Consider the following 21,951-nt stretch of genomic DNA (forward strand, 5'->3'; position numbering starts at 1 on the left):
GTACGGTCGAGGAGTGCCCTACATCTCGACAGTGAACGTGAACGGTGTCCGCGCGGCCGCGGGCAAGGGCCTGCTCGCCTGGCTCGCGGCCACCGAGGCCGACGTCGTCTGCGTGCAGGAAACGCGCGCCACCGACGAGCAGGTCAGGGCCGCGCTCGCGCCCGCGCTCGACGCGGGATGGCAGCTGTCGCACGCCGAGCCGCAGGCCAAGGGGCGGGCGGGTGTCGGCATCCTGTCCCGGCGCGCACCGCGTGCCGTGCGAATCGGCTTCGGCAGCGGTGAGTTCGGGGCCGCGGGCCGCTACCTGGAGGCCGAGTTCGACGACATCACGGTGGCGAGTGTGTACGTGCACTCCGGCGACGCGGGCACCGTGCGGCAGGACGAGAAGTACCGCTTCATGGCCGAGCTCGGCGCCTACCTGACCGCGCGGACCGGAGATTTCGTGGTGGCGGGAGACTGGAACATCGCGCACACCGAGCGCGATCTGAAGAACTGGAAGGGCAACCTGAAGTCGGCCGGGTTCCTGCCGCGGGAGCGCGCCTGGATCGATGAGCTGCTGGCCGCGGGTTACGTCGACGTGGTGCGCGGCCTGCATCCCGGCGTGGACGGCCCGTACAGCTGGTGGTCCTACCGCGGTCGCGCGTTCGACAACGACAGCGGGTGGCGCATCGATTACCACTTGGCCCGAGGGGACCTGGCCACCCGCGCCAAAGCGGCGGTCGTGGAACGCGCGGCCACCTACGATCAGCGCTGGTCCGACCACGCGCCCGTCACGGTGCAGTATCGATGAACCTCTCGCCGAAGGTGATTCGCGGGCTCGGTGTCATCGGGGCGGTCGCGCTCGCGCTGATCGTCGCGGCGCTCGCCCTGCGCGGCGGCACCGAAGTCACCAGCTCCACCCCGGTCGGCCGTGCGACCACCACCGTGGCCGCGCCCGCCACCGCACCGCGCGGCGCGGACAGCGCGTCACCGGTCACCCAGGCGGCCGGGGTACCGGAGCGCGCCTACGCCACGCTGCGGGAGATCGACGCGGGCCGCTGGCCCGACTCGGCGAACGCCCCCGGCACCAAGGGCGGCGAACGCTGGATGAACCGCGGCGGCGATCTGCCCGCCACCGACGCCGCGGGCAAGCCGATCACCTACCGGGAATGGGACGTCAACCCGAAGCAGCCCGGCCGATCCCGCGACGCCGAACGCATCGTCACCGGCAGCGACGGCTCGGCCTGGTACACCGGCGACCACTACAAGACCTTCACGAGGATGCGCTGATGACAAAGTCCGTCACGCTGTCGCAGTTCCTTGCCCGTCCCGACGCGGACGAAGCACCGCCCAGCCCCGCGCTCGCCCCGCCCGGCGTCACATTCGGAACCCTCGCGCTCGACGCCGCCGAGTTCAGCGCGGTGCGCGACCGGGCGCCGTCCGGGTATCTGGTGCGCGAGGTACGCGGCATGAAGATGCCGACCACGGCGCGGGTTTTCGACGAGTTCGCCGCCGCGTTCCAGTTCCCGTACTACTTCGGCGAGAACAAGGACGCGTTCGACGAATGCCTGCGCGACCTGGACGACTTCATCGGCGAAGCGGCCGGATACGTTGCCGTGGTGCGCGACTCGGCGGGGCTGCTCGCCGACGAGCTGGTCGAACGCGACTGGTTCGCCGAGGCGATGCGCGACTGCGCGGCCTACTGGTCGCGGCGCGACGTGCTCTTCCGGGTCGTCCTGCAAGGTGACGCGCCGGACCTCCAGGACGTGGCGCTGCGCATGTGACGCCCGGCGCTCACCGCAGCTTGCTGGCCAGATCCTCCCCGAGCAGGACGAACACGTCGACGGTGTGCTCGATCAGTTCGTCGCGGGTCAGGTCCAGATCGCCGTGGAGCCAGGCGGTCAGCGTCTGCACCAGCCCCCCGACCAGATACATGGCGCGGAAGTCGATCGCCGGGTCCGGGGCGGCGGCGCTGATTCGGTAGAAGTCGATGCCCTCCGCGGCTACCATCCGCGCGAACACGCGCACTGTTTCGGTGGTGCGGGCGCGCAGCTCCGGCGTCGCCATGCCCGCGATCAGGGCGACCTTCGCCTTGCGTGGGTCGTCGGTGAGCAGGTGCACGCCCGCGGTGATCGCGGCGTGCGCGGTCGCGCGGGTGTCCGGCGGGCGGACGGGTCCGTCCGGGGCGGCGCGCACGGCCGCGAGGATGGCGTCGGCCAGTTCCTCGGCGATCGTGTCGATCAGGGCGGCGAGTACGGCATCGCGGCTGTCGAAGTTCTCGTAGTAGTACCGCTCGTTCAACCCGGCCCGCGCGCACAGCCCCGAGACGGTCAGTTTCTCCAGGCCCTCGGTGCCGATGATCTCCAGCGCCGCCTCCAGCAACGCCGCACGCCGCTGCGCCCGGCGCTCCTGTGCGGAAATCCCCCCGTACGTTCGTTGCGCAGTCACAAGCTGAGTCTATTTGCAGCGCCTGCGGCGCCGCGGGTTCGCCGCCGCCTTGTGTTCGCGTCCGGCCAATTCTGGCAGAGTCTCTTGCCAGAATTGTAATTCTGGTGGATGCTATTGCCAGATGCTCTCGACGAGGAGGCGGCGATGTCCGAGCCCGGCTACTTCAGCGATCACTCGATGATTCGGCGGGTGATGAGCAAGCGCGCGGTGGGGCTCACCTACGGCTTGCGCGCCCTGGTCGTCGGCGCGGTGCATCCGCTGCTCTACGTCGGCACCGCGGAGAACACCGAGCATCGGATGACGCCCTACACCCGGCTCGCGCTGACCGGGCACCTGTTCGAGGCGGTGTTCCTCGGCAGCAAGGCCGAGGCCGACCGCGCGCTGGCGTTCACCAGGAAGAAGCACCTCGAGGTGCGCGGCGCGCTGCCGGAGGACGCGGGCGCCCGGCACCCGGCGGGCACCCGGTATTCCGCGCTCGACCCACACCTGATGTTCATGACCATGGCGTTCACCGTCGACTCGGCCGAGGTGATGTACGACCTGCTGGTGCGCACCATGACCGACGGCGAGCGCGAGGGCCTCTACCAGGACTACGTGCGCTGGGCCGAGCTGTTCGGCATGCCCGCGGACGCGGCGCCGGGCAGCTACCAGGAGTTCCGCGCCTACTTCGACGGCTACCTCGCCTCCGACGAGCTGTTCCTCACCGACGAGGCGCGGCTGGTCGGCTCCTACCTGGCCGGTCAGCGGGTGCCCTACGCGCAGGGTGTGCCGTTGCACCAGGTCACCTCCGCGTTCTACCTGCTGGTCCAGGGCAGTCTGCCGCCGCGGATCCGGCGGATGTACGGGATGCGCTGGGGTGTGGCCGAGGAGGTCGCCTACCAGGCGCTGTCGCGGGGGGTCCGCACCGCGCACGTCTCGGTTCCGCTGGTGCCGCCGGTGCTGCGCGGCACGCTGGCGGGGCCGAGCGCGCCGGTCTACAAGTTGCTCTCCAAACGGGAGCGCGAACTGGTCAGCAGTGGGCGGCCGAGCATGCCCGGGATCGATCCGCGCAACTGGGTGCAGCGAAATTCGGCTTGAGCCGCATGCGAAGATCGGGGGTATGTCCAGTCCTGCGCCCACCCCGGCCGCCGAACGCAAGCAGCGGGTTCTGTCCGGGATCCAGCCGACCAGCTCCTCGTTCCATCTCGGGAACTATCTTGGCGCGCTGCAGTACTGGGTGACCATGCAGGACGACTACGACGCGCTGTATTTCATCCCGAACATGCACGCGATCACGGTGCCGCAGGATCCCAAGGAGCTGAAGGCGCGCACCAAGGCAGCCGCCGCGCAGCTGCTCGCGCTCGGCATCGACCCGAAGAAGTCCACCCTGTTCGTGCAGAGCCAGGTCCCCGAGCACGCCGAGCTGGCCTGGGTGCTCAGCTGTATCACCGGCTTCGGCGAGGCCAGCCGGATGACCCAGTTCAAGGACAAGTCGGTGAAGCAGGGCGCGGAGAACGCGACCGTCGGCCTGTTCACCTACCCGGTGCTGATGGCCGCCGACATCCTGCTCTATCGCGCCCATCAGGTTCCGGTCGGCGAGGATCAGCGCCAGCATCTGGAGCTGACCCGGAACCTGGCCCAGCGCTTCAACACTCGGTTCAAGAAGACGTTCGTGGTGCCGGAGGCGCACATCGTCAAGGGCACGGCGAAGATCTACGACCTGCAGGACCCGACCGCGAAGATGAGCAAGTCGGCTTCCACCGACGCGGGCCTGATCAACCTGCTCGATGACCCGAAGATCACCGCGAAGAAGGTGAAATCGGCGGTCACCGACACCGAACGCGAGATCCGCTACGACCCCGAACGCAAGCCGGGGGTGAGCAACCTGCTCGTGATCCTGAGTTCGCTGACCGCGACGCCGATCGTCACGCTGGAGAAGGACTTCGAGGGCAAGGGCTACGGCGAGCTCAAGTCCGAGGTCGCCGACGCGCTGGTGGAATTCGTCACGCCATTGCGGGCGAAGGTGCAGGAGTACCTGTCGGACCAGGGCGAACTCGACCGCATCCTGGCCGCCGGAGCCGAGCGTGCCCGGGAGATCGCCGGAAACACCCTCGCGCAGGTATACGACCGGGTCGGCTTGGTGGGTCGGTAGGCGCTTCCTCGGCCTGCGCTCGGCTGCGCCCATTAGGCTTCGTGTGAGGTCTGTCTCTCGTTCGAAGGGGCGCAGTGTGCAGGTGATCGACAACATCAAAGCCGGGATCGAACAGCGGATTCAGACGAGGCCGTGGCTGGATCATCTGGTTCGCGCGGCGGGGCGCTATCAGCGACAACGGGGCGACTATTACGCGGCCGGTATCACGTACTTCACTGTGCTGTCGCTGTTTCCGCTGCTGATGATCGCGTTCTCGGTCGCGGGCGTTGTCCTGTCCAGCAATCCGGAGCTGCTCGGCGAGTTGCGAGCCAACATCGTCGAGAACATCCCGGGCTCGTTCGGCGATCAGGTCAACGACCTGGTCGACAAGGCGGTCGAGTCGCGGCGCACGGTCGGCGCGCTCGGTCTGCTCGTCGGCGTCTACACCGGCCTCGGCTGGATGGCGAACCTGCGGGCCGCGCTCACCGAGCAGTGGGATCAGAAAAGCCCGGACGGCAACTGGCTGGTGACCAAGCTCTCCGATCTCGGCGCGCTGGTCGGTCTCGGTCTCGCCTTCGTGGTCTCCCTGGGGTTGTCGGCGCTCGCGTCCAGCGCCCTCGGTAGGCGGCTGCTCACCAACCTCGGTCTCGCCGATCTCCCCGGCGCCGGGGTGGTGCTGACGCTGCTGTCGACGCTGCTCGGGTTCCTGGCCTCCTGGGCGGTGTTCGCCTGGGTCATCGCCAGGCTGCCGCGCGAACCCGTCACGCTGGCCAGCGCGGCCAAGGCGGCGGCGCTGGCCGCGCTGGCGTTCGAGGTGTTCAAGATCGTCGCCTCGATCTACCTGCGATCGGTGCTGAGCAGCCCGGCGGGCGCCACGTTCGGCTCGATCATCGGTCTGATGGTGTTTACCTACGTCACCTACCGCATCGTCCTGTTCGCCACCGCCTGGGCCGCCACCGCCGCCGAGAACGAGCCGGAAGCCGAGATCCCCCCGCCTCCACCCGCGGTGATCGCGCCACGAACCAGCGCGCGCGATGTCTCGGTGGGGGTGGGCGCCGCTTTCTTCGGCGCGGGTGCCCTTGCGGCCCTTGCTCTTTCGGGATTGCGCCGGTTTCCCGGCCGTCGGTGACCGGTAGGCGGGCCGAGTTGTCTTGCGCGCCGGGCTGATCAGCGTCGTCGATTGGCTCGGCGTGCCCCGGCCAGTAGGGCGAGCATCAGAACGACTCCGCCCGCGATGAGTACGGTCCTGGTATCGACGCGGCGCTCTTCGGCAAGAGGCATGGCGGAAGGGGTTCCCGACGCGGGTGGCGCGGCAAGGGCGACTTCGCTCTGTTCACGCTGGGGTACCGCGTTTCTCTGGGGTACCACCGCGCCGGGCAGGTTGCCGACCGACGCCCCGCTGGGCAGCGCGAAGCCGTAGTCGAGCAGCCTGGCCGCCTGCTCCCACGGGCGCAACGGCCGCACCTCGGCCTGCAGCAGGGTGACGACGAGTCTGCGGCCGTCGCGCTGGGCGGCGGCGACGAACGTCTGGCGCGCGTCGTCGGTGAAGCCGGTCTTGCCGCCGAGGGCGCCCTCGTAGTTGTAGAGCAGCTGGTTGTCGTTGCCGATCGGATACCCGGGTCGGTCGGTATCGCCGGGAACCTGGGGGTCGGCCGGGTAACCGGGGAAATCGGCCTGCTCGGTGTGGATCAGCTCGGCGAACAGCGGGATGGTCATGGCTTCGCGGAACAGCACGGCCAGGTCGTAAGCCGAGATGCTCATGCCGGGGCCGTCCAGGCCGGACGGTGTGGCGGCGCGAGTGTCCATGGCGCGCAACGATTTCGCCAGCTCGTTCATCTTCGCGACGGTGGCCTCGTTGCCGCCCAGTTGCGCGGCGATGGCGTGCGCCGCGTCGTTGCCGGAGGCCATGATCAGCGCCTGCATGAGCTGGCGGTTGGTGTAGCGACCGCCGGGACCGATGCCGACCCTGGTGCCGTCCACATCGGCGTCGGCGCGGGTCCCGACCACCACCTTGTTCAGATCCAGTGTCCGCAGCGCCAGCGTGGCGAGCAGCACCTTGATCGTGCTGGCGGGCCGATACCGCCCGTGCGGGTCCTTCGCCGCGATCACCTCGCCGGTGTCCAGATCCGCCACCAGCCAGGCCGTCGCCGAAATGTCCTGCGGCGCGGACGGGCCGGATCTCGGTAACACGACTCCGCACTCGCCGAGCCGGGCGCCGCCGATCGGAGGCGACGGGATCGGCAGGGGAGCCGGTGTCGGCTGCCCTGGCTCGGGCACCTCGGACGCATCGATCGGCGGGGGCGGCAGCGTCTTCTGTGGGCAGCCGTCGGTATTCGGCGTGGTGAACGGCGTGCTGGTGGTCGGCGCGGCGAGCGAGGGCACGGCCGTCGCCCCGATCGCCACGACGGCCAGCACGGCGCCCGCGTAGAACCCGGCGCGGCGACGGAACTCCGTGATCTTCATCGGCAGTGAGCCTAGCGAGGGTTCCGCCGGTCAGCCGCACATATGGCGCCCGCTGACCGACAATTATTGACACCTGCTCCCAACTGAGAGTTACTATCAAAAAGATGTAGCTTTCTTTTCTGGAGGTGTTATGAAGATCGACTCGAGCCGCCGCTGGCTCGCACTCGGCGCGCTGGCGGTCGCGATGCTGACCATCGGGCTCGACGTCACCGTGCTGACCGTGGCCCTGCCCACGCTGGCCGTCGACCTGAACGCGAATACCGCCGCGCTGCAATGGTTCAGCAGTGCGTACACGCTGGCGCTGGCCGCGGTGATGCTGCCCGCGGGCGCGCTCGGCGACCGCTACGGTCGCAAGAAGTTCCTGCTGGCCGCGCTGGTGCTGTTCGGGATCGCGTCGATCGCGTGCGCCGTGGCCACCTCGCCCGGGCAGCTCATCGCGGCGCGCGTCGTGCTCGGGATCGCGGCGGCGGCGATGATTCCGCTGTCGATGTCGGTGTTGCCCGACATGTTTCCCGACCAAGCGGAACGGCAGCGTGCGCTGACCATCTGGATCACCTCGACGGCGATCGGGCTTCCGCTCGGCCCGATCGTGGGCGGATGGTTGCTGCGCAACTTCTGGTGGGGTTCGGTGTTCCTGATCAATGTGCCGATGGTGGTGATCGGCGCGCTCGCCGTCGCGGCGCTGGTGCCGGAATCGCGCAGTCCGCACAGCTTCCGCATGGATCTGCCCGGCATCGTGCTGTCGGCCGCTGGCATGCTGGGGCTCACCTACGGCTTCATCCGGATCGGCGAGGAGGGCTGGGGCGACGGCCCCGCCTGGGCGATCGTCGCGGGCGGTGTGCTGCTGCTCGGCGCTTTCCTGGCCTGGCAGCGCAGAACCGTCTATCCGCTGGTCGATCTCGGCTTGTTCGCCGCCGACGGATTCCGCTGGGGCACGGCGTTTTCCATCGTGGTGAACTTCGCCATGTTCGGCATGTTCTTCACCGTGCCGCAGTACTTCCAGGCGGTGCTCGGCGTGGATGCGCTCGGCAGCGGGCTGCGGTTGCTTCCGCTGATCGGCGGGTTGCTGGTCGGCAGCAGGCTGGTCGACCGGGTCCTGCCGAAACTGGGCATCCGCGTGGTGATCTCCGCCGGTTTCGCGTTGCTCGGCGGCTCGCTGGCGCTCGGCGCGCTGACCACCGTGGACAGCGGCTACGGCTTCACCGCGGTGTGGCTGACGCTGCTCGGCGCCGGCATGGGCCTGGTGATGCCCGCGGCCATGGGCGTGGCGATGGGCGAGCTGACCGCGGAGCGCTCCGGGTCGGGCTCCGCGCTGCTGCAGGCGCTGCGCCAAGCCGCGGGCACCATCGGCGTCGCGGTGCTGGGTACGGTGCTGTCCACTCGCTACCGTTCGGAACTCGGCGCACTGAATCGCGACCCGATTTCCGACGGTGTCAACGCGGGAGTCGCGGTAGCGCATAAGTCGGGCGATCCGGCGATGCTGCACCACGTGCAGAGCGCGTTCGTCGGCGGCATGAGCGCGATGCTGTGGGCTTGCGCCGCATTGTGCCTGCTGGCGGGGGCGCTGGCCGTGGCGTTCGTGCGCACTCGGCAAGCCGGTCAGGCGCCGGAGCCGGGTGCGGCAGAATCGATTCATGTCGGTTGAGCTACCCGCGAACGGGACGGCGCAGGGTCTGCGCGAGCGGAAGAAGGAACGGACCCGCCGGACGATTCGCATGGAGGCGTTCCGGCTGTTCCGCGAGCAGGGCTACAACGAGACGACGATCGAGCAGATCGCCGCGGCCGCCGACGTCTCGCCGAGCACCTTCTTCCGCTACTTCCCGACCAAGGAACAGCTGGTGCTCGCCGACGACCTCGATCCGCTGATGATCGAGTCGCTGCGACGGCAGCCGCGCGACATCTCGCCGTTCACCGCCTTGCGCAACGCGGTGCTCGAGGTCTTCGCCGGTCTGCCCGCCGCCGATCTGGCGTTCGAGCAGGAACGGCAAGCGCTGCTCTATCACGTGCCGGAGCTGCGGTCGGCCATCGGCTGGGAGATCATCCGCAGCATCGATCTCCTCGCGAGCTTGCTGGCCGATCACGTCGGCAGGCCCGCCGACGATTTCGAGGTGCGGGTGGCGGCCGGCGCGATGGCGGGCGCGGCCCTGGCCATGGCGACGGTCACGCCGTTGAACATCGAGAACATCACCCGCACATTGGACTTCCTGGACGCGGGCATGCCGCTCGGGCCGCAGGCCTGACGGCTTCGACCCGGCCCGGCTCGTGTGCCGCAGGTTCTACGCCCCGGCGGGGCTGGCGTGTCGCAATCGATCGGGTGTGTCGTCGTCCATGGTCGCGAAGAAGCCGCCGATCACGTCCTCGATCTCGGCGATCGATTCCGCGCAGTAGAGAATCGGCTGGTAGTGGGTGATGTCGTAGACCGCGGTACCCATCTGAGCGATGTCGAGCGGGCGCAGCTCGGCGTGCCGGAACTCCTCGATCTCGCCGTAGGACGACAGCAGGCCCGCGCCATAGCACCGGACCTCACCCTGTTCCCGGACGACGCCGAATTCCATCGAGAACCAGAAGACGTCGGCGAGGAACTTCAACGCGTGCTCGGTGCTCAGCCTGGCGACCGCCGCGCCGACCTCGGCGTAGATAGCCGCGAAGCGCGGGCTGGCGATCTGGTTGGCGTGCCCGATGATCTCGTGGATGGCGTCCGGCTCCGGCGTGTACAGCGGCGCGGAGTGATGCCGGATGTACTGGGTGGAATGGAAGATCCGGTCGGCGAAGGAGCCGAAGAACTCGCGCAGCGGCACCAGGCCCGCGGCCGGGACGTAGCGGAACCCGGTCAGCGGTGCGAGTGCCGCGGACACCTCGTCCAGCTGCGGGATGTGATCGGTCGGCAGGGCGAGCGCCTCGGCCGCCGCGAGCACCTCCGCGCTGGCGTAGGTGCGATGTTTGCGGGCTAGTTCGGCCGACACGATCCGCCAGACCTGCTGTTCCTCGTCGGTGTAGTCGATGTGGGGGAGCGGCTTTCCCGGCGCGTAGTCCAGTGCCAGCGCGGCGATGGCGTTGCGCCGGGCCCGGTACTCGGGATCGTGCACGCCGGGGTGCTCGTCGCTCAGGTGCACTGTCACGTCGTCGCCGGTGCGGGTGACCGGCGAGTACAGCTGAGCCTCGTTGAACATACTTCGATGCAAGCACCGCTGGCCGCAGTCGACAACAAAAGCCCGTCCAGCTGGGCAAATTGTCCAGTTGGACGGGATTCTTCCTGGCGATGTCGGCAGTAAACGCTGCGCCGCGTGCTGATCAGTGCCCTCCGTGCAGCGAATGCACCACCGCGTGGCCCCTGCCGCGTCCGATCATCCATTTGTTCACCGGGGTGGTCACCGCGAACGCCACCGCGAAGGAGAAGGCCAGGGTGACCCAGAACAGCGCGCTGTCCAGGTGGGCGTCCATCGCGCCGGGGACGGCGAGGATCACCGCGTTGTCCACGATCTCCATGACGGTGATCGACACGGTGTCGGCGGCGAGGGCGGTGCTCACGGCCGCGGCCAGTGGCAGTCCGGCGCGCAGCACGCCGCGCATGGTGAAGGCGTAACCGAACAGGAACGCCAGCACGATCGCCAGGACCACGGTCGCGGCGTTGTTCCAGCCCAGCGCGGTGCCGATCACCATGCCGAGTATCTCGCCGATAGCACAGCCGGTGAGGCAGTGCAATGTCGCCATGACCGCCATGCGCCAGGTAGCCGAGAGGTGTTCCGTGGTGTGCTGCTCGGCGGTGTGCGTCGCGTGTGCGTGCGAGGCGTGGTCGGAGGAGGGGTCGTGCCTGTGTTCCATGACTGGCACTGTACCCCCGTAGGGTACTACGGAAACCCCGAGTTGGCGATTTGCCAGACATGAGCGGGCGTCATGCCGCAAGATGGCGAATGTACGAAGGAGGACGCATGAAATCCGTGCGGATCGATCTCGACCAGAATTTACTCGCCGCGGCCGCCGCCATCATGGGCACGGCGACGAGTGATGCCACCATCAACGAGGCCCTGCGCCGAATCGTCGTGCACGAGCGGCAGTTGCATCACCTGGAGAAGCTCGCCGCGAAGGCACTCTTCGCCCTGCCCGAGCCAGAGGCCGCGGCTGCCGAGCGCTAGGGGCCCGGCCTGAGCGCGCGCCGGTCCGGAGCACTCTAACGCTTGCCGGGACCGGTCTCCTCGAGGGCGCGCAGCCAGACGGTCTCGAACTCGCGAGAATCGACCTCGACGGCGGAATATTCCACCTGGGCGTCGATCTCGTCCACCGTGGGAATCGGCATCTGGCTGATCGCGGTCGTGCCGGTGCCGCGACCGGCATCGGCCCAATCCATGTGGCCGTCGGAGAAGATCTCGACCTTGCGCACCTCGAAGCCGTCGTCGGCGATCTCGCTCAACATCTCCACCGGCTCGTCGTCGAAGTCGTGATGCCATTGCGCCTTCAGGTACCACATCGCCCATCAACTCCCAGCTCACGGACCGACTTGGCTACCGAACCGCCTCCCAGCATATGGGTTGTCCTGCTCTGGCGCATGCCGCTGGACATCGGTTCCGCGCGAGGTGTCGGTGGTGGCTGGCAGAATCCCGGGCACTGTTGGCCGGACCGAGAGGTAGAGTCATGGCGGTCTCTCTTGTCGATGTGCCCGTCGCGCAGCGGCCGCGCGAGCGGTTGCTGGCGCTCGGACCGCAGGCGCTCAGCGACGCGGAATTGCTCGCGCTGCTGCTGCGGCACGGCAGGCGCGGCGCGAGCGCGCTGGATCTGGCCGCGGAATTGCTGGTCGAGCACGACGGGCTGCCCGGGTTGGCGTCCGCGCGTCCGGAGGAGTTGTCGCGGCGGGCCGGGATCGGTGTGGCGAAGGCGGCCGCGATCATCGCCGCGTTCCACCTCGGGGCCCGCGCACGCGGCGGCACGGACTCCTCGTTCCGGCTGACCAGCGCCGCAGACGTGGCCGCAGCGGCCCGTCCGCAGTTCACCGGCATCCGCGTGGAGCGCCTGCTCGTGCTGGTATGCGACACGCGGAACCGTTTGCGCCACAAGGTGTTCGTCGCCGAAGGCGCCGTCGACCAGGTCGCAGTCCCGGTCCGGGAAATCCTGAACACCGTCCTGCGCCACGACGGCCGCGCCTTCGCCGTTGTCCACAACCACCCCTCCGGCGACCCCACGCCCAGCCCCGACGACCGCCACGCCACCACCATCCTCACCGAAGCCGCCCACACCGTAGGCCTCCGCTTCCTCGACCACGTCGTGATCGCAGGCGAGAAATGGGCCAGCGCCCCGGGGTATCCGATGCGGTGACGGAATGGCGAAGGCCGCCTCGATCGAAAAGATCGGGCGGCCTTCGTCGTTCGGTGCCTGGGTCAGCGGGTGAAGAGCAGGGCTCGTTTGACTTCTTGGATGGCCTTGGTGACTTCGATGCCGCGGGGGCAGGCGTCGGTGCAGTTGAAGGTGGTGCGGCAGCGCCAGACGCCTTCGACGTCGTTGAGGATGTCGAGGCGTTCGCGGGCGCCTTCGTCGCGGCTGTCGAAGATGAAGCGGTGGGCGTTCACGATCGCGGCCGGGCCGAAGTAGCTGCCGTCGCTCCAGTACACGGGGCAGGAGGTGGTGCAGCAGGCGCACAGGATGCACTTGGTGGTGTCGTCGAACCGGGCGCGGTCGGCCTGGCTCTGGATGCGCTCGCGGGTGGGCTCGTTACCTGTGGTGATCAGGTAGGGCTTCACCGCGCGGAACGCGTCGAAGAACGGCTCCATGTCCACCACGAGGTCCTTCTCCACGGGCAGGCCGCGGATCGGCTCGACGGTGACGGTGATCGACTTGCCGCCCTTGGGCAGCATGTCCTTCATCAGCACCTTGCAGGCCAGCCGGTTGACACCGTTGATCCGCATGGCGTCCGAACCGCAGACGCCGTGCGCGCAGGAGCGGCGGAAGGTGAGTGTGCCGTCCAGGTAGGACTTGATGTAGATCAGCACGTTCAGGAAGCGGTCGGTCGGCAGGACCGGCACCTGGAAGGACTCCCAGTGCGCGCCCTTGTCGTCCTCCGGGTTGAACCGGGCCACCTTGACGGTGATCATCACCGAGCCCTCCGGGACCGGAGCGGGCTTCTGCGAAGAGGGTGCTTCGGCAACAGCAGTCATCAGTACTTACGCTCCATCGGCTCGTAACGGGTCTGCACCACCGGCTTGAAGTCCAGGCGGATGTCCGAGAGGAGATCCGAGCCTTCCTTGTAGGCCATCGTGTGCCGCATGAAGTTCACGTCGTCGCGGTCCGGGTAGTCCTCGCGGGCGTGGCCGCCGCGCGATTCCTTGCGGTTGAGCGCGCCGACCACGGTGACCTCGGCGAGCTCGAGCAGGAAGCCGAGCTCCACGGCCTCGAGCAGGTCGCTGTTGTAGCGCTTGCCCTTGTCCTGCACGCTGATCCGCGCGTACCGCTCCTTGAGCGCGTGGATATCGGTGAGCGCCTGCTTGAGCGTGTCCTCGGTGCGGAACACCGAGGCGTTGTTGTCCATCGACCGCTGCAGCTCGGTGCGGATGTCGGCCACCCGCTCGTCGCCGTGCTCGCTCAGCAGCTGGGCCAGCCAGTCCTGCACCATCTGCGCCGGGTTCTCCGGCATCTCGACGAACTCGCTGCGCTGCGCGTACTCCGCGGCGGCGATACCGGCGCGGCGGCCGAACACGTTGATGTCCAGCAGCGAGTTGGTGCCGAGCCGGTTGGCGCCGTGCACCGAGACGCACGCGCACTCGCCCGCGGCGTACAGGCCCGGGACCACGTCGGTGTTGTTCCGCAGCACCTCACCGCGGATGCGGGTCGGGATGCCGCCCATCACGTAGTGACAGGTCGGGAACACCGGCACCAGTTCCTTCACCGGGTCAACGCCGAGGTAGGTGCGGGAGAACTCGGTGATGTCGGGCAGCTTCTCCTCGAGCACGTCCTCGCCGAGGTGGGTCACGTCGATGTAGACGTAGTCCTTGTTCGGTCCGGCGCCGCGGCCCTCCAGCACCTCGAGCACCATCGAGCGGGCGACGATGTCGCGCGGCGCGAGGTCCTTGATGGTGGGCGCGTAGCGCTCCATGAAGCGTTCGCCGTCGGCGTTGCGCAGGATGCCGCCTTCACCGCGGACGGCCTCGGAGATCAGGATGCCGAGCCCGGCCAGACCTGTCGGGTGGAACTGGTGGAACTCCATGTCCTCCAGCGGCAGACCCTTGCGGAACACGATCGCCATGCCGTCGCCGGTCAGCGTGTGCGCGTTCGAGGTGGTCTTGTACATCCGGCCGGAGCCGCCGGTGGCGAACACGATCGACTTCGCGTGGAAGACGTGCAGGTCGCCGGTGGCCAGCTCGTAGGCGACCACGCCGGTGGCGACCGGACCGCGATCGGTCTCGGTGAGCACCAGGTCCAGCACGTAGAACTCGTTGAAGAACTCCACGTCGTGCTTGACGCAGTTCTGGTACAGCGTCTGCAGGATCATGTGGCCGGTGCGGTCGGCGGCGTAGCACGCGCGGCGGACCGGAGCCTTGCCGTGATCGCGGGTGTGGCCGCCGAAGCGCCGCTGGTCGATCTTGCCTTCGGGCGTGCGGTTGAACGGCAGGCCCATCTTCTCCAGGTCGAGCACCGCGTCGATGGCCTCCTTGGCCATGATCTCCGCGGCGTCCTGGTCGACCAGGTAGTCACCACCCTTGACGGTGTCGAAGGTGTGCCACTCCCAGTTGTCCTCTTCGACGTTGGCCAGCGCGGCGCACATGCCGCCCTGCGCCGCGCCGGTGTGGCTGCGGGTCGGGTACAGCTTGGTCAGCACCGCCGTCCGAACACGCGGGCCGGCCTCGATCGCGGCGCGCATACCCGCGCCACCCGCGCCGACGATCACGACGTCGTAGCGGTGCTCCTGAATCGGTCGAGATTCACTCATCGAGGGGGCCTGTTCCTAACTGATGTTGGGGTCGAAGGTGAAGATGACGTAGGTGCCCACGCCCATGATCAGGATCATCGAGATGGCCAGCAGGGTCTTGAGCCAGAACCGGGTCGAGTCCTTGCGGGAGTAGTCGTCGATGACGGTGCGCAGACCGTTGCCGCCGTGCAGCTGGGCCAGCCACAGCATGGTCAGGTCCCAGAACTGCCAGAACGGGCTGGACCAGCGACCGGCGACGAAGGCGAAGTTGAGCCGCTTCACGCCGCCGTCGAGCAGCAGCATGATCGCCATGTGCCCGAGCACCAGCACGATCAGCAGCAGGCCGGAGAAGCGCATGAACAGCCAGGCGTACTTCTCGAAGTTGTTCGTCGAGCGGGCACGCGGCGAGCGGGGCAGATCCAGGCTGGCCGGGCGGTCGTACGACTTGCCGAGAACGGGTGCGGTCATTGTCAGTGCTCCGTGAACAGGTAGAAGAACTGGCGCCCGATCGCGGGAACCGCCAGCAGGAACCACGCCGCGAGGACGATCCAGAGCATCAGGCGCTGGTACTTCGGGCCCTTGGACCAGAAGTCGACCAGGATCACGCGGACGCCGTTGAGCGCGTGGAACAGCACGACCGCGACCAGGCCCATCTCCATCAACGCGACGATGGGCGTCTTGTAGGTCTCGATCGCCTCGTTGTAGGTCTCCGGGCTGACGCGCACCAGGGCGGTGTCCAGCACGTGGACGAAGAGGAAGAAGAAGATGGTGACGCCGGTGATCCGGTGCAGCGCCCACGACCACATTCCGGGGTCGCCTCGGTACAGCGTCTTCCGCTTCGGCTGGGCCGGAGCTTCAATCGTGGTCATAGAGTGCGGTGCCTCCAACGTCGTTGATGGACCCGGTTGCAGGTCCGACGCCGGCGGCGTTGGGGGCGAATGCCCAGGTGGCTGTACTCCGGCCCGTCGCGGGGAACCTGAACCGATCTGTTCTGGACTCTAATCCCCCGGCAATCCCGGAACTAATTCGGCGTGCCGTGCGTTGCGCGACAAACGATCGGGTTAGGTTTACCTTTCTCGACATGCGCGGGGTTCTGTCCTGGCCCTCGCGCGGCCATCTTCGGCTCGGTTCGAGAGGGGTTCGCCATGTCGGAAATCGACTGGAATCTGTTGCGCGACAATGCGATTCAAGTTATGCGGAATGCCTATGCACCCTACTCGCGGTTTCCGGTCGGCGCGGCGGCTCTCAGTTCCGATGGCCGAATTGTGAGCGGTTGCAATGTGGAGAATGTCTCATATGGTTTGGCCCTGTGCGCCGAATGTGTACTCATCGGTAACTTGATTTCGGGGGGCGGGGGTCGGCTTCTGGCGGTCTCGGTGACCGATTCTCGCGGCGAAATCCTGATGCCCTGCGGGCGCTGCCGCCAATTGCTCTACGAGCACGGCGGAGCCGACCTGTTGGTCGATCACAAGGCGGGAGCGGTTCCGCTGCGCAGGCTCCTCCCGGATGCCTTCGGCCCCGACGACCTGGACGCCGGTCAGGTCCACCCCACCTCGAACGCATGATGCGCGAGACCGGCGCATGCCACCGACAGGAACAGCGGTGCGAGCCGCGCATGCCAGACTGACGATGTGACGGCACTGGACGCGGTTTCGATCATCAGGACCAAGCGCGACGGCGGGGAACTGTCCGACGCGCAGATCGACTGGGTGATCGACGGGTTCACCCGCGGCGCGGTGGCCGACGAGCAGATGTCGGCGCTGGCCATGGCGATTGTCTGGCGCGGGATGACGCGGCGCGAGACGGCCAGGTGGACCGCCGCGATGATCGCCTCCGGACAGCGCATGGACCTCACCGACCTGCCGCGACCGACCGTGGACAAGCACTCGACCGGCGGGGTCGGCGACAAGATCACGCTGCCGTTGGCGCCGCTGGTGGCCGCGTGCGGCGCGGCGGTGCCGCAGCTGTCCGGGCGCGGGCTCGGCCACACCGGAGGCACCCTGGACAAGCTGGAATCCATCCCCGGCTGGCGGGCGGACGTGCCGGTGTCGCGCATGCGCGAGCTTCTGGCCGATCCCGGCGTCGGCGCGGTGGTGTGCGCGGCGGGCGCGGACCTCGCGCCCGCGGACAAACGGCTCTACGCGCTGCGCGACGTCACCGGCACCGTCGAATCGATCCCGCTGATCGCCAGCTCGATCATGAGCAAGAAGATCGCCGAGGGCACCGCGGCGCTGGTGCTGGACGTCAAGGTCGGCTCCGGCGCCTTCCTGAAGACACTCGAGGGGGCGCGCGAACTGGCCAGCGCCATGGTCGCGCTGGGCGCCGACGCGGGCGTGCGGACGGTGGCGCTGCTCACCGCCATGGACACCCCGCTCGGCCGCACCGCGGGCAATGCCATGGAGGTCGCGGAATCGGTGGAGGTGCTCGCGGGCGGCGGACCCGCCGACGTGGTGGAACTGACCCTCACGCTGGCCCGCGAGATGGTCGCGCTGGCCGGGCTCGACGTCGACCCCGCCGACGTGCTGGCCGACGGCCGGGCGATGGACCAGTGGCGCGCGATGATCCGCGCCCAGGGTGGCGACCCGGACGCGCCGCTGCCCGTCGCCGCGCACACCGAGACCATCCGCGCCGACGCCGACGGCGTGCTGACCAGGCTCGACGCGATGGGCGTCGGCATCGCCGCCTGGCGGTTGGGCGCGGGCCGCGCTCGTCAGGGCGATCCGGTGCAGTTCGGCGCCGGGGTCGAAATGCACGCCAAACCGGGCGACACGGTCACCGCGGGACAGCCGCTGCTCACGATGCACACCGACACGCCGGAGGCCTTCGCGGGTGCCGCTGCGGCCCTGCGCGAGTCCGTCACCATCGACACCGCGCCCGTGTTCACACCCGCGAAATTGATCTTCGATCGCATCGTTGCCTGAGGTACTGAGGGGTCTGTGGCTGCCTCAGCCGCGCCGACGCCCAGCTTCGTTGCACGATGGGACGCCGAGTAAGCAACCGCTCGGGTCCGTCGGCGCACGGACGTGCGCCCGTTCGCGTTGATGCCGCCGCAGCCGCCGTGCGTGGTTCGATCCGGCTGATCGCGGAAGGCGCAGGACCCCATTTGCGGGGTGGCAACTGCCGAGCCGATGGCGTCGGGAGTGGGTGCCATCCCGCAGGGGCACGGGCGCGGTGTCGGTCCGGCTGGTGTCGCGTTGTGGACCGGCCCGCATCCGGTGCGCAACGAGATGGTTGCCACGGCCGAAGTCGGCTGCCGTTTCGGCGTGCTGCGGCTACCGTCGATACATGACTGGACCGATGCCTCTGACCCTTGCCTCGATCCGCCAGGCGCCGAAAGCGCTGCTGCACGATCACCTCGACGGTGGTCTACGGCCCGCCACGGTGCTCGAGCTGGCCGCGCACAGCGGTTACGACGACCTACCGGCCACCGATGAGGCGTCGCTCGCGGCCTGGTTCCGGGACGCGGCCGACAGCGGGTCGCTGGAACGTTACCTGGAGACCTTCGACCACACGGTCGCCGTGATGCAGACCCCCGAGGGCCTGCGCCGGGTCGCCCGCGAATGCGCCGAGGACCTGGCCGCCGACGGCGTGGTGTACGCGGAGGTGCGCTTCGCCCCCGAACAGCACTTGGAGCGCGGGCTCACCCTGGACGAGGTGGTCGAACACACCCTCGCCGGTTTCCGGGAGGGCGAGGCGGCCGCCGCCGAGCAGGGCCACACCATCGTGGTGACCTGCCTGCTCACCGCGATGCGGCATGCCGCGCGCTCGCGGGAGATCGCCGAGCTCGCGGTGCGCTTCCGCGATCGCGGCGTCGGCGGTTTCGACATCGCGGGCGCGGAGGCGGGCTTCCCGCCGAGCAGGCATCTCGACGCGTTCGAATACATGCGCGCCAACAGCGCGCATTTCACCATCCACGCGGGGGAGGCGTTCGGTCTGCCGTCCATCCACGAGGCGCTGGCGTTCTGCGGCTGCGACCGGCTCGGTCACGGCGTCCGGATCACCGACGACATCAGCGTGCCCGGCGCGATCGAGGACGCGCGGCTCGGGCCGGTCGCCAACTACGTCCGGGACATGCGCATTCCGCTGGAGCTGTGTCCCTCGTCGAACGTGCAGACCGGCGCCGTGCCCTCGCTGGACAAGCACCCCTTCGACCTGCTGGCCCGGCTGCGCTTCCGCGTCACGGTCAACACCGACAACCGGCTGATGAGCGACACCAGCATGAGCGAGGAGATGCTCAAGCTGGTCGAGACCTTCGGTTACGGCTGGAGCGATCTGGAACGGTTCACCATCAACGCCATGAAATCGGCGTTCATCCCGTTCCCCGAGCGGCTGCGGATCATAGACGACATCATCAAGCCCGGATACGCGGTGCTGATCGGCTAGGCCGCCGCCCCAACGAGCTCGGTCTCCAGGTTGCGGATCGCGGCGGGTTCCTCCATGGTCCGCAAACGCCCAACGGCTTGCTCCACGGCCAGGTGTTGCACCGGCTTCGTGGCTGATCGTCGCCCCCGAACAGCGCCGGTTCCGCCGTTCGGGGGCGGCCCGCTCCCGCGAGGCGCACAACGGCGGCGCCGCGAGGCCAGGGCCGCCGCGATCGCCGAGGCCGACGCCGAGCGCGCCGCGCTGCACGGTGACGTCGAGGCGATGGAGGTAGCAGGGCAGCGAAGACTCGTGGTTCTCGGCGGGGATGCCGACGCGCCGGGCTCCGTCGCACACGAATGCGATCGAATCGATGCGGAGCTCCTCCGGGAGGTCGACGACCGGTTCGCTAGCGTGGGAACCGTGGCGACATTGCGCATCCCCCGCCGGTTCAACGGTCCGCCCGACTCCGGCAACGGTGGCTACGTGGCCGGTTTGCTCGCCGGGCAGCGCGACGAGGCGACCGTGACCGTGATCCTGCGCAGCCCGCCACCGCTGGAGACGCCGCTCGACGTGCGCGGCGGACGGCTCTTCGACGGTGACACGCTCATCGCGGAGTCGATCAGCGGCGAACTCGAGCGGGACGCGCCGCGTCCGGTTCCGTTCGCCGAAGCGGTCGCGGCCTCGGACACCTATACGAGCATCGAGATGTTCGCGTCCTGCTTCGTCTGCGGCCGCGGTCGCGCGGATGGGCTGCGCATCGAACCCGGCCGGGTGGATGAGGACCGGGTAGCCGCGTCGTGGGTACCCGACGACACCGTGCCGCTGGAGCCGCCGCTGATCTGGGCCGCGCTGGACTGCCCCGGCGGCTGGTCGCTGCCCGGCATGCTCGACCGTCCCGCCCTGCTCGGCTCGATGACCGCCACCGTGCACGACCTGCCCGAGGTCGGTGAGCACTGCGTCGTCGTGGGCCAGTACCACGGCGCGCAGGGCCGCAAATGCTTCGCCTCGACCGCCGTCTACGGCGGCGACCGACGCCTGCTCGGCCAGGCCGAGCAGGTCTGGATCCGGTTGACCTAGTTACTGCTTGTCGAGCCGGGACTCCAGGTTGCGTTCCAGCTCCCGCCACGCCTGCGCCTCGGCGGTGAACGGCGGGTTGGGCGCCAACCGGGTCGGATCGGGATTCAGCAGGTAGGAGACGTACCAGCCGAGCGGGGTCGATTGCGCGAGCGCCCGCTCGACGGTGTCGTCGTCGGCGTAGTCGGCGGCGTCGGTGAACAGCTCGACCGCCAAGTCGAGCTGTTCGATGTCGACCGCCTCCGGACCCTCCGCCAAGTCTTCGGACAGGCCGGGCAGCACGTACACGTTCTCGTCGGTGACCTCGACCTCCAGCGAGCCGTCCACCGCCGCGGTCTGCACGTCGGCGAAGGTGCTCACCCGGGCCAGGTCGTGCTCGTGGTCGTCGGCGAGGTACCGGGCCAGCGCGCGCTCGGAGCCGAACACCGTGATCGCGCCCTTGGCGCCGAGGAAGATCGGTTCGTCGTCCAGGTAGCAGCGCAGCGTGAAGAAGCTGCCCTCGGAGGTGACAATCTTGATCGGGTCGATGCCGACCTCGTGCCAGAACGACTCGTCCTCCTCCTCGTCGTCCTCTTCCTCGTCGTCGAGGTCGACGGGCTCGAACTCCTCCTCGTCGCTGTCGGCCGCGTCGTCGGCGTCGACCACGTTCTCCTCGGCGGCCAGCAGCTCGGCCTCGGCCACCGCGACCGCCTCGGCGTCGACCTCGGGGGTCTGCACGACGGAGTCGATGGCGTCCAAGACGTCGTCCCAGCCCTTGGCGATGGCCGCGCCGATCTGGTCCCACAGCTCCTCGCCGTCGCGGCCGACGAACGCGCTCACCCCACCGGGCAGCGCGCCGAGCACCGGATGCGATCCGAAGAACTTGGTCACCGTCTCCAGTTCGCAGACCTCGCCGATGTTGCGCACCATGCCGAGGGTGTCCTCCAACTCGGCGACGGTGTCCACGTCGGGCTCGCCCGCGGCCAGCTCGGGCACCGCGACCAGATCGAAGGTGAAGTTCTCCTCCGGCTCCAGTTCGACGGCCGACAGACCCGCGACGACCTTCCATGCCGGATGGTCGACGAGGTCGTTGTCGGAGTTGGTGCGGATGAACGCGGCCAGCTCCGCAACGGACTCGAAACCGTAGAGGGCGTCCTCGTGCCCGAGGAACGCCTCCCACTCGTCGTCACCGTCTCGCCAGCGCGGTGCCCACAGGGTGACGAGATCGCCGTCGGTCAGGCCGAGCTCGATCGGGACGATGTCTCCAGAAGCCATGTGCGGAAGCCTATCGACCTTCCGCGTCAGGCACTATCCGGCCCGCCCCCATTCGCCGCTCCGGGCGGCTGCCCGGCCGGTACGAACGACTCGTTCAGTGTCGCAACGACCTTGGACCGCTGTGCGCCGGCGTCCTCGGCGGCCTGCCGGCACGCCCAGACGATCAACTGTCCGACCTCGGCGGGCGGCAGCGACGTGACCGATTCCGCCAGCGTCAGACCCACTAGCGCGCCATCGCTGTTCACCTCGACGCTCACCGCACCGTCTTCGCTGGTGAACCGACCACGCACCTGCTTAAGCCCGTACAGCGCCGCCTCCAGCGCCTCCAGCTTCTGGGTCGCCGACGCGACCAGGGCGTCCATCTCAGCGC

The 21,951-nt window shown here is 68.7% G+C and carries 25 protein-coding genes; 14 read left to right on the forward strand and 11 right to left on the reverse strand.

Annotated features, from left to right (window positions below; all coding sequences use genetic code 11):
* Positions 1-13 precede the first annotated feature (13 nt).
* From ON34_RS04665 to ON34_RS04675, 3 genes are read left to right on the forward strand one after another with little or no spacing between them, the layout of a single operon-like run.
* The gene (locus ON34_RS04665) at positions 14-790 is read left to right on the forward strand and encodes an exodeoxyribonuclease III (protein WP_083889141.1); all 777 of its coding nucleotides are present in this window, start codon (positions 14-16) and stop codon (positions 788-790) included.
* On the forward strand, positions 787-1,269 hold the full coding sequence (locus ON34_RS04670; protein WP_040774647.1) for a guanyl-specific ribonuclease: 483 nt from the start codon (positions 787-789) through the stop codon (positions 1,267-1,269). Before ON34_RS04665 ends, ON34_RS04670 begins: the two co-directional genes overlap by 4 nt.
* Entirely contained in the window at positions 1,269-1,763 is a 495-nt protein-coding gene (locus tag ON34_RS04675) for a barstar family protein (RefSeq protein WP_040774649.1), read from the forward strand. The genes ON34_RS04670 and ON34_RS04675 overlap by 1 nt, the downstream gene beginning before the upstream one ends.
* A 10-nt stretch (positions 1,764-1,773) precedes the next feature.
* On the opposite strand, the gene ON34_RS04680 is transcribed toward ON34_RS04675, so the two are convergent.
* Positions 1,774-2,427, reverse strand: a complete 654-nt coding sequence (locus ON34_RS04680; protein ID WP_040774651.1) for a TetR/AcrR family transcriptional regulator — start codon at positions 2,425-2,427, stop codon at positions 1,774-1,776.
* A gap of 144 nt (positions 2,428-2,571) precedes the next feature.
* Here ON34_RS04680 and ON34_RS04685 point away from each other — a divergent pair, with 144 nt between their 5' ends.
* From ON34_RS04685 to yhjD, 3 genes are all read left to right on the forward strand, one after another.
* The gene (locus ON34_RS04685; RefSeq protein WP_040774653.1) at positions 2,572-3,504 is read left to right on the forward strand and encodes an oxygenase MpaB family protein; all 933 of its coding nucleotides are present in this window, start codon (positions 2,572-2,574) and stop codon (positions 3,502-3,504) included.
* Positions 3,505-3,526: 22 nt separating this feature from the next.
* Positions 3,527-4,558 (forward strand): tryptophan--tRNA ligase, encoded by a 1,032-nt coding sequence (gene trpS / locus ON34_RS04690; protein ID WP_040774655.1) that lies wholly within the window; start codon positions 3,527-3,529, stop codon positions 4,556-4,558.
* Positions 4,559-4,634: 76 nt separating this feature from the next.
* Positions 4,635-5,666, forward strand: coding sequence for an inner membrane protein YhjD (yhjD, locus tag ON34_RS04695; RefSeq protein ID WP_040774657.1), 1,032 nt, complete (start codon positions 4,635-4,637; stop codon positions 5,664-5,666).
* 38 nt (positions 5,667-5,704) lie between these two features.
* Here yhjD and ON34_RS04700 read toward each other — a convergent pair whose 3' ends face one another.
* The gene (locus ON34_RS04700; protein ID WP_040774659.1) at positions 5,705-7,000 is read right to left on the reverse strand and encodes a D-alanyl-D-alanine carboxypeptidase family protein; all 1,296 of its coding nucleotides are present in this window, start codon (positions 6,998-7,000) and stop codon (positions 5,705-5,707) included.
* 130 nt (positions 7,001-7,130) lie between these two features.
* Here ON34_RS04700 and ON34_RS04705 point away from each other — a divergent pair, with 130 nt between their 5' ends.
* Complete coding sequence (locus ON34_RS04705) at positions 7,131-8,645, forward strand: MFS transporter (RefSeq protein ID WP_040774661.1); 1,515 nt, start codon at positions 7,131-7,133, stop codon at positions 8,643-8,645.
* Positions 8,635-9,240, forward strand: a complete 606-nt coding sequence (locus tag ON34_RS04710; protein WP_040774662.1) for a TetR family transcriptional regulator — start codon at positions 8,635-8,637, stop codon at positions 9,238-9,240. The genes ON34_RS04705 and ON34_RS04710 overlap by 11 nt, the downstream gene beginning before the upstream one ends.
* A gap of 36 nt (positions 9,241-9,276) precedes the next feature.
* On the opposite strand, the gene ON34_RS04715 is transcribed toward ON34_RS04710, so the two are convergent.
* Positions 9,277-10,170, reverse strand: a complete 894-nt coding sequence (locus ON34_RS04715) for a phenylalanine 4-monooxygenase (RefSeq protein WP_040774664.1) — start codon at positions 10,168-10,170, stop codon at positions 9,277-9,279.
* A 121-nt stretch (positions 10,171-10,291) separates the two neighbouring features.
* On the reverse strand, positions 10,292-10,822 hold the full coding sequence (locus ON34_RS04720; RefSeq protein ID WP_040774666.1) for a DUF4396 domain-containing protein: 531 nt from the start codon (positions 10,820-10,822) through the stop codon (positions 10,292-10,294).
* A gap of 107 nt (positions 10,823-10,929) precedes the next feature.
* Here ON34_RS04720 and ON34_RS04725 point away from each other — a divergent pair, with 107 nt between their 5' ends.
* A complete protein-coding gene (locus ON34_RS04725) occupies positions 10,930-11,133 on the forward strand; it encodes a type II toxin-antitoxin system VapB family antitoxin (protein WP_040774668.1) in 204 nt (67 codons plus the stop codon).
* 35 nt (positions 11,134-11,168) lie between these two features.
* Here the strand turns inward: ON34_RS04725 and ON34_RS04730 are convergent, their stop codons facing one another.
* Positions 11,169-11,465 carry a DUF6881 domain-containing protein gene (locus tag ON34_RS04730; protein WP_040774669.1) on the reverse strand — a complete coding sequence of 99 codons (297 nt, stop codon included), beginning with the start codon at positions 11,463-11,465 and terminating at the stop codon, positions 11,169-11,171.
* Between the two features lie 164 nt (positions 11,466-11,629).
* Here ON34_RS04730 and radC point away from each other — a divergent pair, with 164 nt between their 5' ends.
* Entirely contained in the window at positions 11,630-12,307 is a 678-nt protein-coding gene (gene radC / locus ON34_RS04735; protein ID WP_040774670.1) for a RadC family protein, read from the forward strand.
* Between the two features lie 62 nt (positions 12,308-12,369).
* Here the strand turns inward: radC and ON34_RS04740 are convergent, their stop codons facing one another.
* From ON34_RS04740 to sdhC, 4 genes are read right to left on the reverse strand one after another with little or no spacing between them, the layout of a single operon-like run.
* Entirely contained in the window at positions 12,370-13,143 is a 774-nt protein-coding gene (locus ON34_RS04740) for a succinate dehydrogenase iron-sulfur subunit (protein WP_040774671.1), read from the reverse strand.
* Positions 13,143-14,912, reverse strand: coding sequence for a succinate dehydrogenase flavoprotein subunit (gene sdhA / locus ON34_RS04745; protein WP_040774673.1), 1,770 nt, complete (start codon positions 14,910-14,912; stop codon positions 13,143-13,145). The genes ON34_RS04740 and sdhA overlap by 1 nt, the downstream gene beginning before the upstream one ends.
* 15 nt (positions 14,913-14,927) lie before the next feature.
* Complete coding sequence (locus ON34_RS04750) at positions 14,928-15,359, reverse strand: succinate dehydrogenase hydrophobic membrane anchor subunit (protein ID WP_040774674.1); 432 nt, start codon at positions 15,357-15,359, stop codon at positions 14,928-14,930.
* A gap of 2 nt (positions 15,360-15,361) precedes the next feature.
* A complete protein-coding gene (gene sdhC / locus ON34_RS04755) occupies positions 15,362-15,760 on the reverse strand; it encodes a succinate dehydrogenase, cytochrome b556 subunit (protein ID WP_083889142.1) in 399 nt (132 codons plus the stop codon).
* A gap of 276 nt (positions 15,761-16,036) precedes the next feature.
* Between sdhC and ON34_RS04760 the strand changes: the two genes are divergently transcribed.
* The 4 genes from ON34_RS04760 (at position 16,037) to ON34_RS04775 (ending at position 20,330) form a co-directional block, all read left to right on the forward strand.
* Entirely contained in the window at positions 16,037-16,456 is a 420-nt protein-coding gene (locus ON34_RS04760) for a cytidine deaminase (protein WP_040774676.1), read from the forward strand.
* Positions 16,457-16,522: 66 nt separating this feature from the next.
* A complete protein-coding gene (locus ON34_RS04765) occupies positions 16,523-17,812 on the forward strand; it encodes a thymidine phosphorylase (protein ID WP_051022149.1) in 1,290 nt (429 codons plus the stop codon).
* A gap of 364 nt (positions 17,813-18,176) precedes the next feature.
* Positions 18,177-19,274 carry an adenosine deaminase gene (locus ON34_RS04770; RefSeq protein WP_040774678.1) on the forward strand — a complete coding sequence of 366 codons (1,098 nt, stop codon included), beginning with the start codon at positions 18,177-18,179 and terminating at the stop codon, positions 19,272-19,274.
* 108 nt (positions 19,275-19,382) lie between these two features.
* A complete protein-coding gene (locus tag ON34_RS04775; RefSeq protein ID WP_245547886.1) occupies positions 19,383-20,330 on the forward strand; it encodes a hypothetical protein in 948 nt (315 codons plus the stop codon).
* Here ON34_RS04775 and ON34_RS04780 read toward each other — a convergent pair whose 3' ends face one another.
* Both ON34_RS04780 and ON34_RS04785 read right to left on the reverse strand, forming a co-directional pair.
* The gene (locus tag ON34_RS04780) at positions 20,331-21,581 is read right to left on the reverse strand and encodes a SatS C-terminal domain-containing protein (protein ID WP_040774680.1); all 1,251 of its coding nucleotides are present in this window, start codon (positions 21,579-21,581) and stop codon (positions 20,331-20,333) included.
* A gap of 26 nt (positions 21,582-21,607) precedes the next feature.
* On the reverse strand, positions 21,608-21,951 hold a 344-nt coding region (locus ON34_RS04785), incomplete at its 5' end, for a YbaB/EbfC family nucleoid-associated protein (protein WP_245547883.1).

The organism is Nocardia pneumoniae NBRC 100136 (assembly GCF_000308755.1).
In the GTDB taxonomy this organism is placed as follows: Bacteria; Actinomycetota; Actinomycetes; order Mycobacteriales; family Mycobacteriaceae; genus Nocardia; species Nocardia pneumoniae.

Bases quoted from the DNA above. Each gene is read 5' to 3' on its own strand.
- ON34_RS04670 (WP_040774647.1), top strand. From the start codon at position 787: ATGAACCTCTCGCCGAAGGTGATTCGCGGGCTCGGTGTCATCGGGGCG.
- ON34_RS04675 (WP_040774649.1), top strand. From the start codon at position 1,269: ATGACAAAGTCCGTCACGCTGTCGCAGTTCCTTGCCCGTCCCGACGCG.
- ON34_RS04685 (WP_040774653.1), top strand. From the start codon at position 2,572: ATGTCCGAGCCCGGCTACTTCAGCGATCACTCGATGATTCGGCGGGTG.
- trpS (WP_040774655.1), top strand. From the start codon at position 3,527: ATGTCCAGTCCTGCGCCCACCCCGGCCGCCGAACGCAAGCAGCGGGTT.
- ON34_RS04700 (WP_040774659.1), bottom strand. From the start codon at position 7,000: ATGAAGATCACGGAGTTCCGTCGCCGCGCCGGGTTCTACGCGGGCGCC.
- ON34_RS04705 (WP_040774661.1), top strand. From the start codon at position 7,131: ATGAAGATCGACTCGAGCCGCCGCTGGCTCGCACTCGGCGCGCTGGCG.
- ON34_RS04710 (WP_040774662.1), top strand. From the start codon at position 8,635: ATGTCGGTTGAGCTACCCGCGAACGGGACGGCGCAGGGTCTGCGCGAG.
- ON34_RS04715 (WP_040774664.1), bottom strand. From the start codon at position 10,170: ATGTTCAACGAGGCTCAGCTGTACTCGCCGGTCACCCGCACCGGCGAC.
- ON34_RS04720 (WP_040774666.1), bottom strand. From the start codon at position 10,822: ATGGAACACAGGCACGACCCCTCCTCCGACCACGCCTCGCACGCACAC.
- ON34_RS04725 (WP_040774668.1), top strand. From the start codon at position 10,930: ATGAAATCCGTGCGGATCGATCTCGACCAGAATTTACTCGCCGCGGCC.
- ON34_RS04730 (WP_040774669.1), bottom strand. From the start codon at position 11,465: ATGTGGTACCTGAAGGCGCAATGGCATCACGACTTCGACGACGAGCCG.
- radC (WP_040774670.1), top strand. From the start codon at position 11,630: ATGGCGGTCTCTCTTGTCGATGTGCCCGTCGCGCAGCGGCCGCGCGAG.
- ON34_RS04740 (WP_040774671.1), bottom strand. From the start codon at position 13,143: ATGACTGCTGTTGCCGAAGCACCCTCTTCGCAGAAGCCCGCTCCGGTC.
- sdhA (WP_040774673.1), bottom strand. From the start codon at position 14,912: ATGAGTGAATCTCGACCGATTCAGGAGCACCGCTACGACGTCGTGATC.
- ON34_RS04750 (WP_040774674.1), bottom strand. From the start codon at position 15,359: ATGACCGCACCCGTTCTCGGCAAGTCGTACGACCGCCCGGCCAGCCTG.
- sdhC (WP_083889142.1), bottom strand. From the start codon at position 15,760: ATGACCACGATTGAAGCTCCGGCCCAGCCGAAGCGGAAGACGCTGTAC.
- ON34_RS04760 (WP_040774676.1), top strand. From the start codon at position 16,037: ATGTCGGAAATCGACTGGAATCTGTTGCGCGACAATGCGATTCAAGTT.
- ON34_RS04770 (WP_040774678.1), top strand. From the start codon at position 18,177: ATGACTGGACCGATGCCTCTGACCCTTGCCTCGATCCGCCAGGCGCCG.
- ON34_RS04780 (WP_040774680.1), bottom strand. From the start codon at position 21,581: ATGGCTTCTGGAGACATCGTCCCGATCGAGCTCGGCCTGACCGACGGC.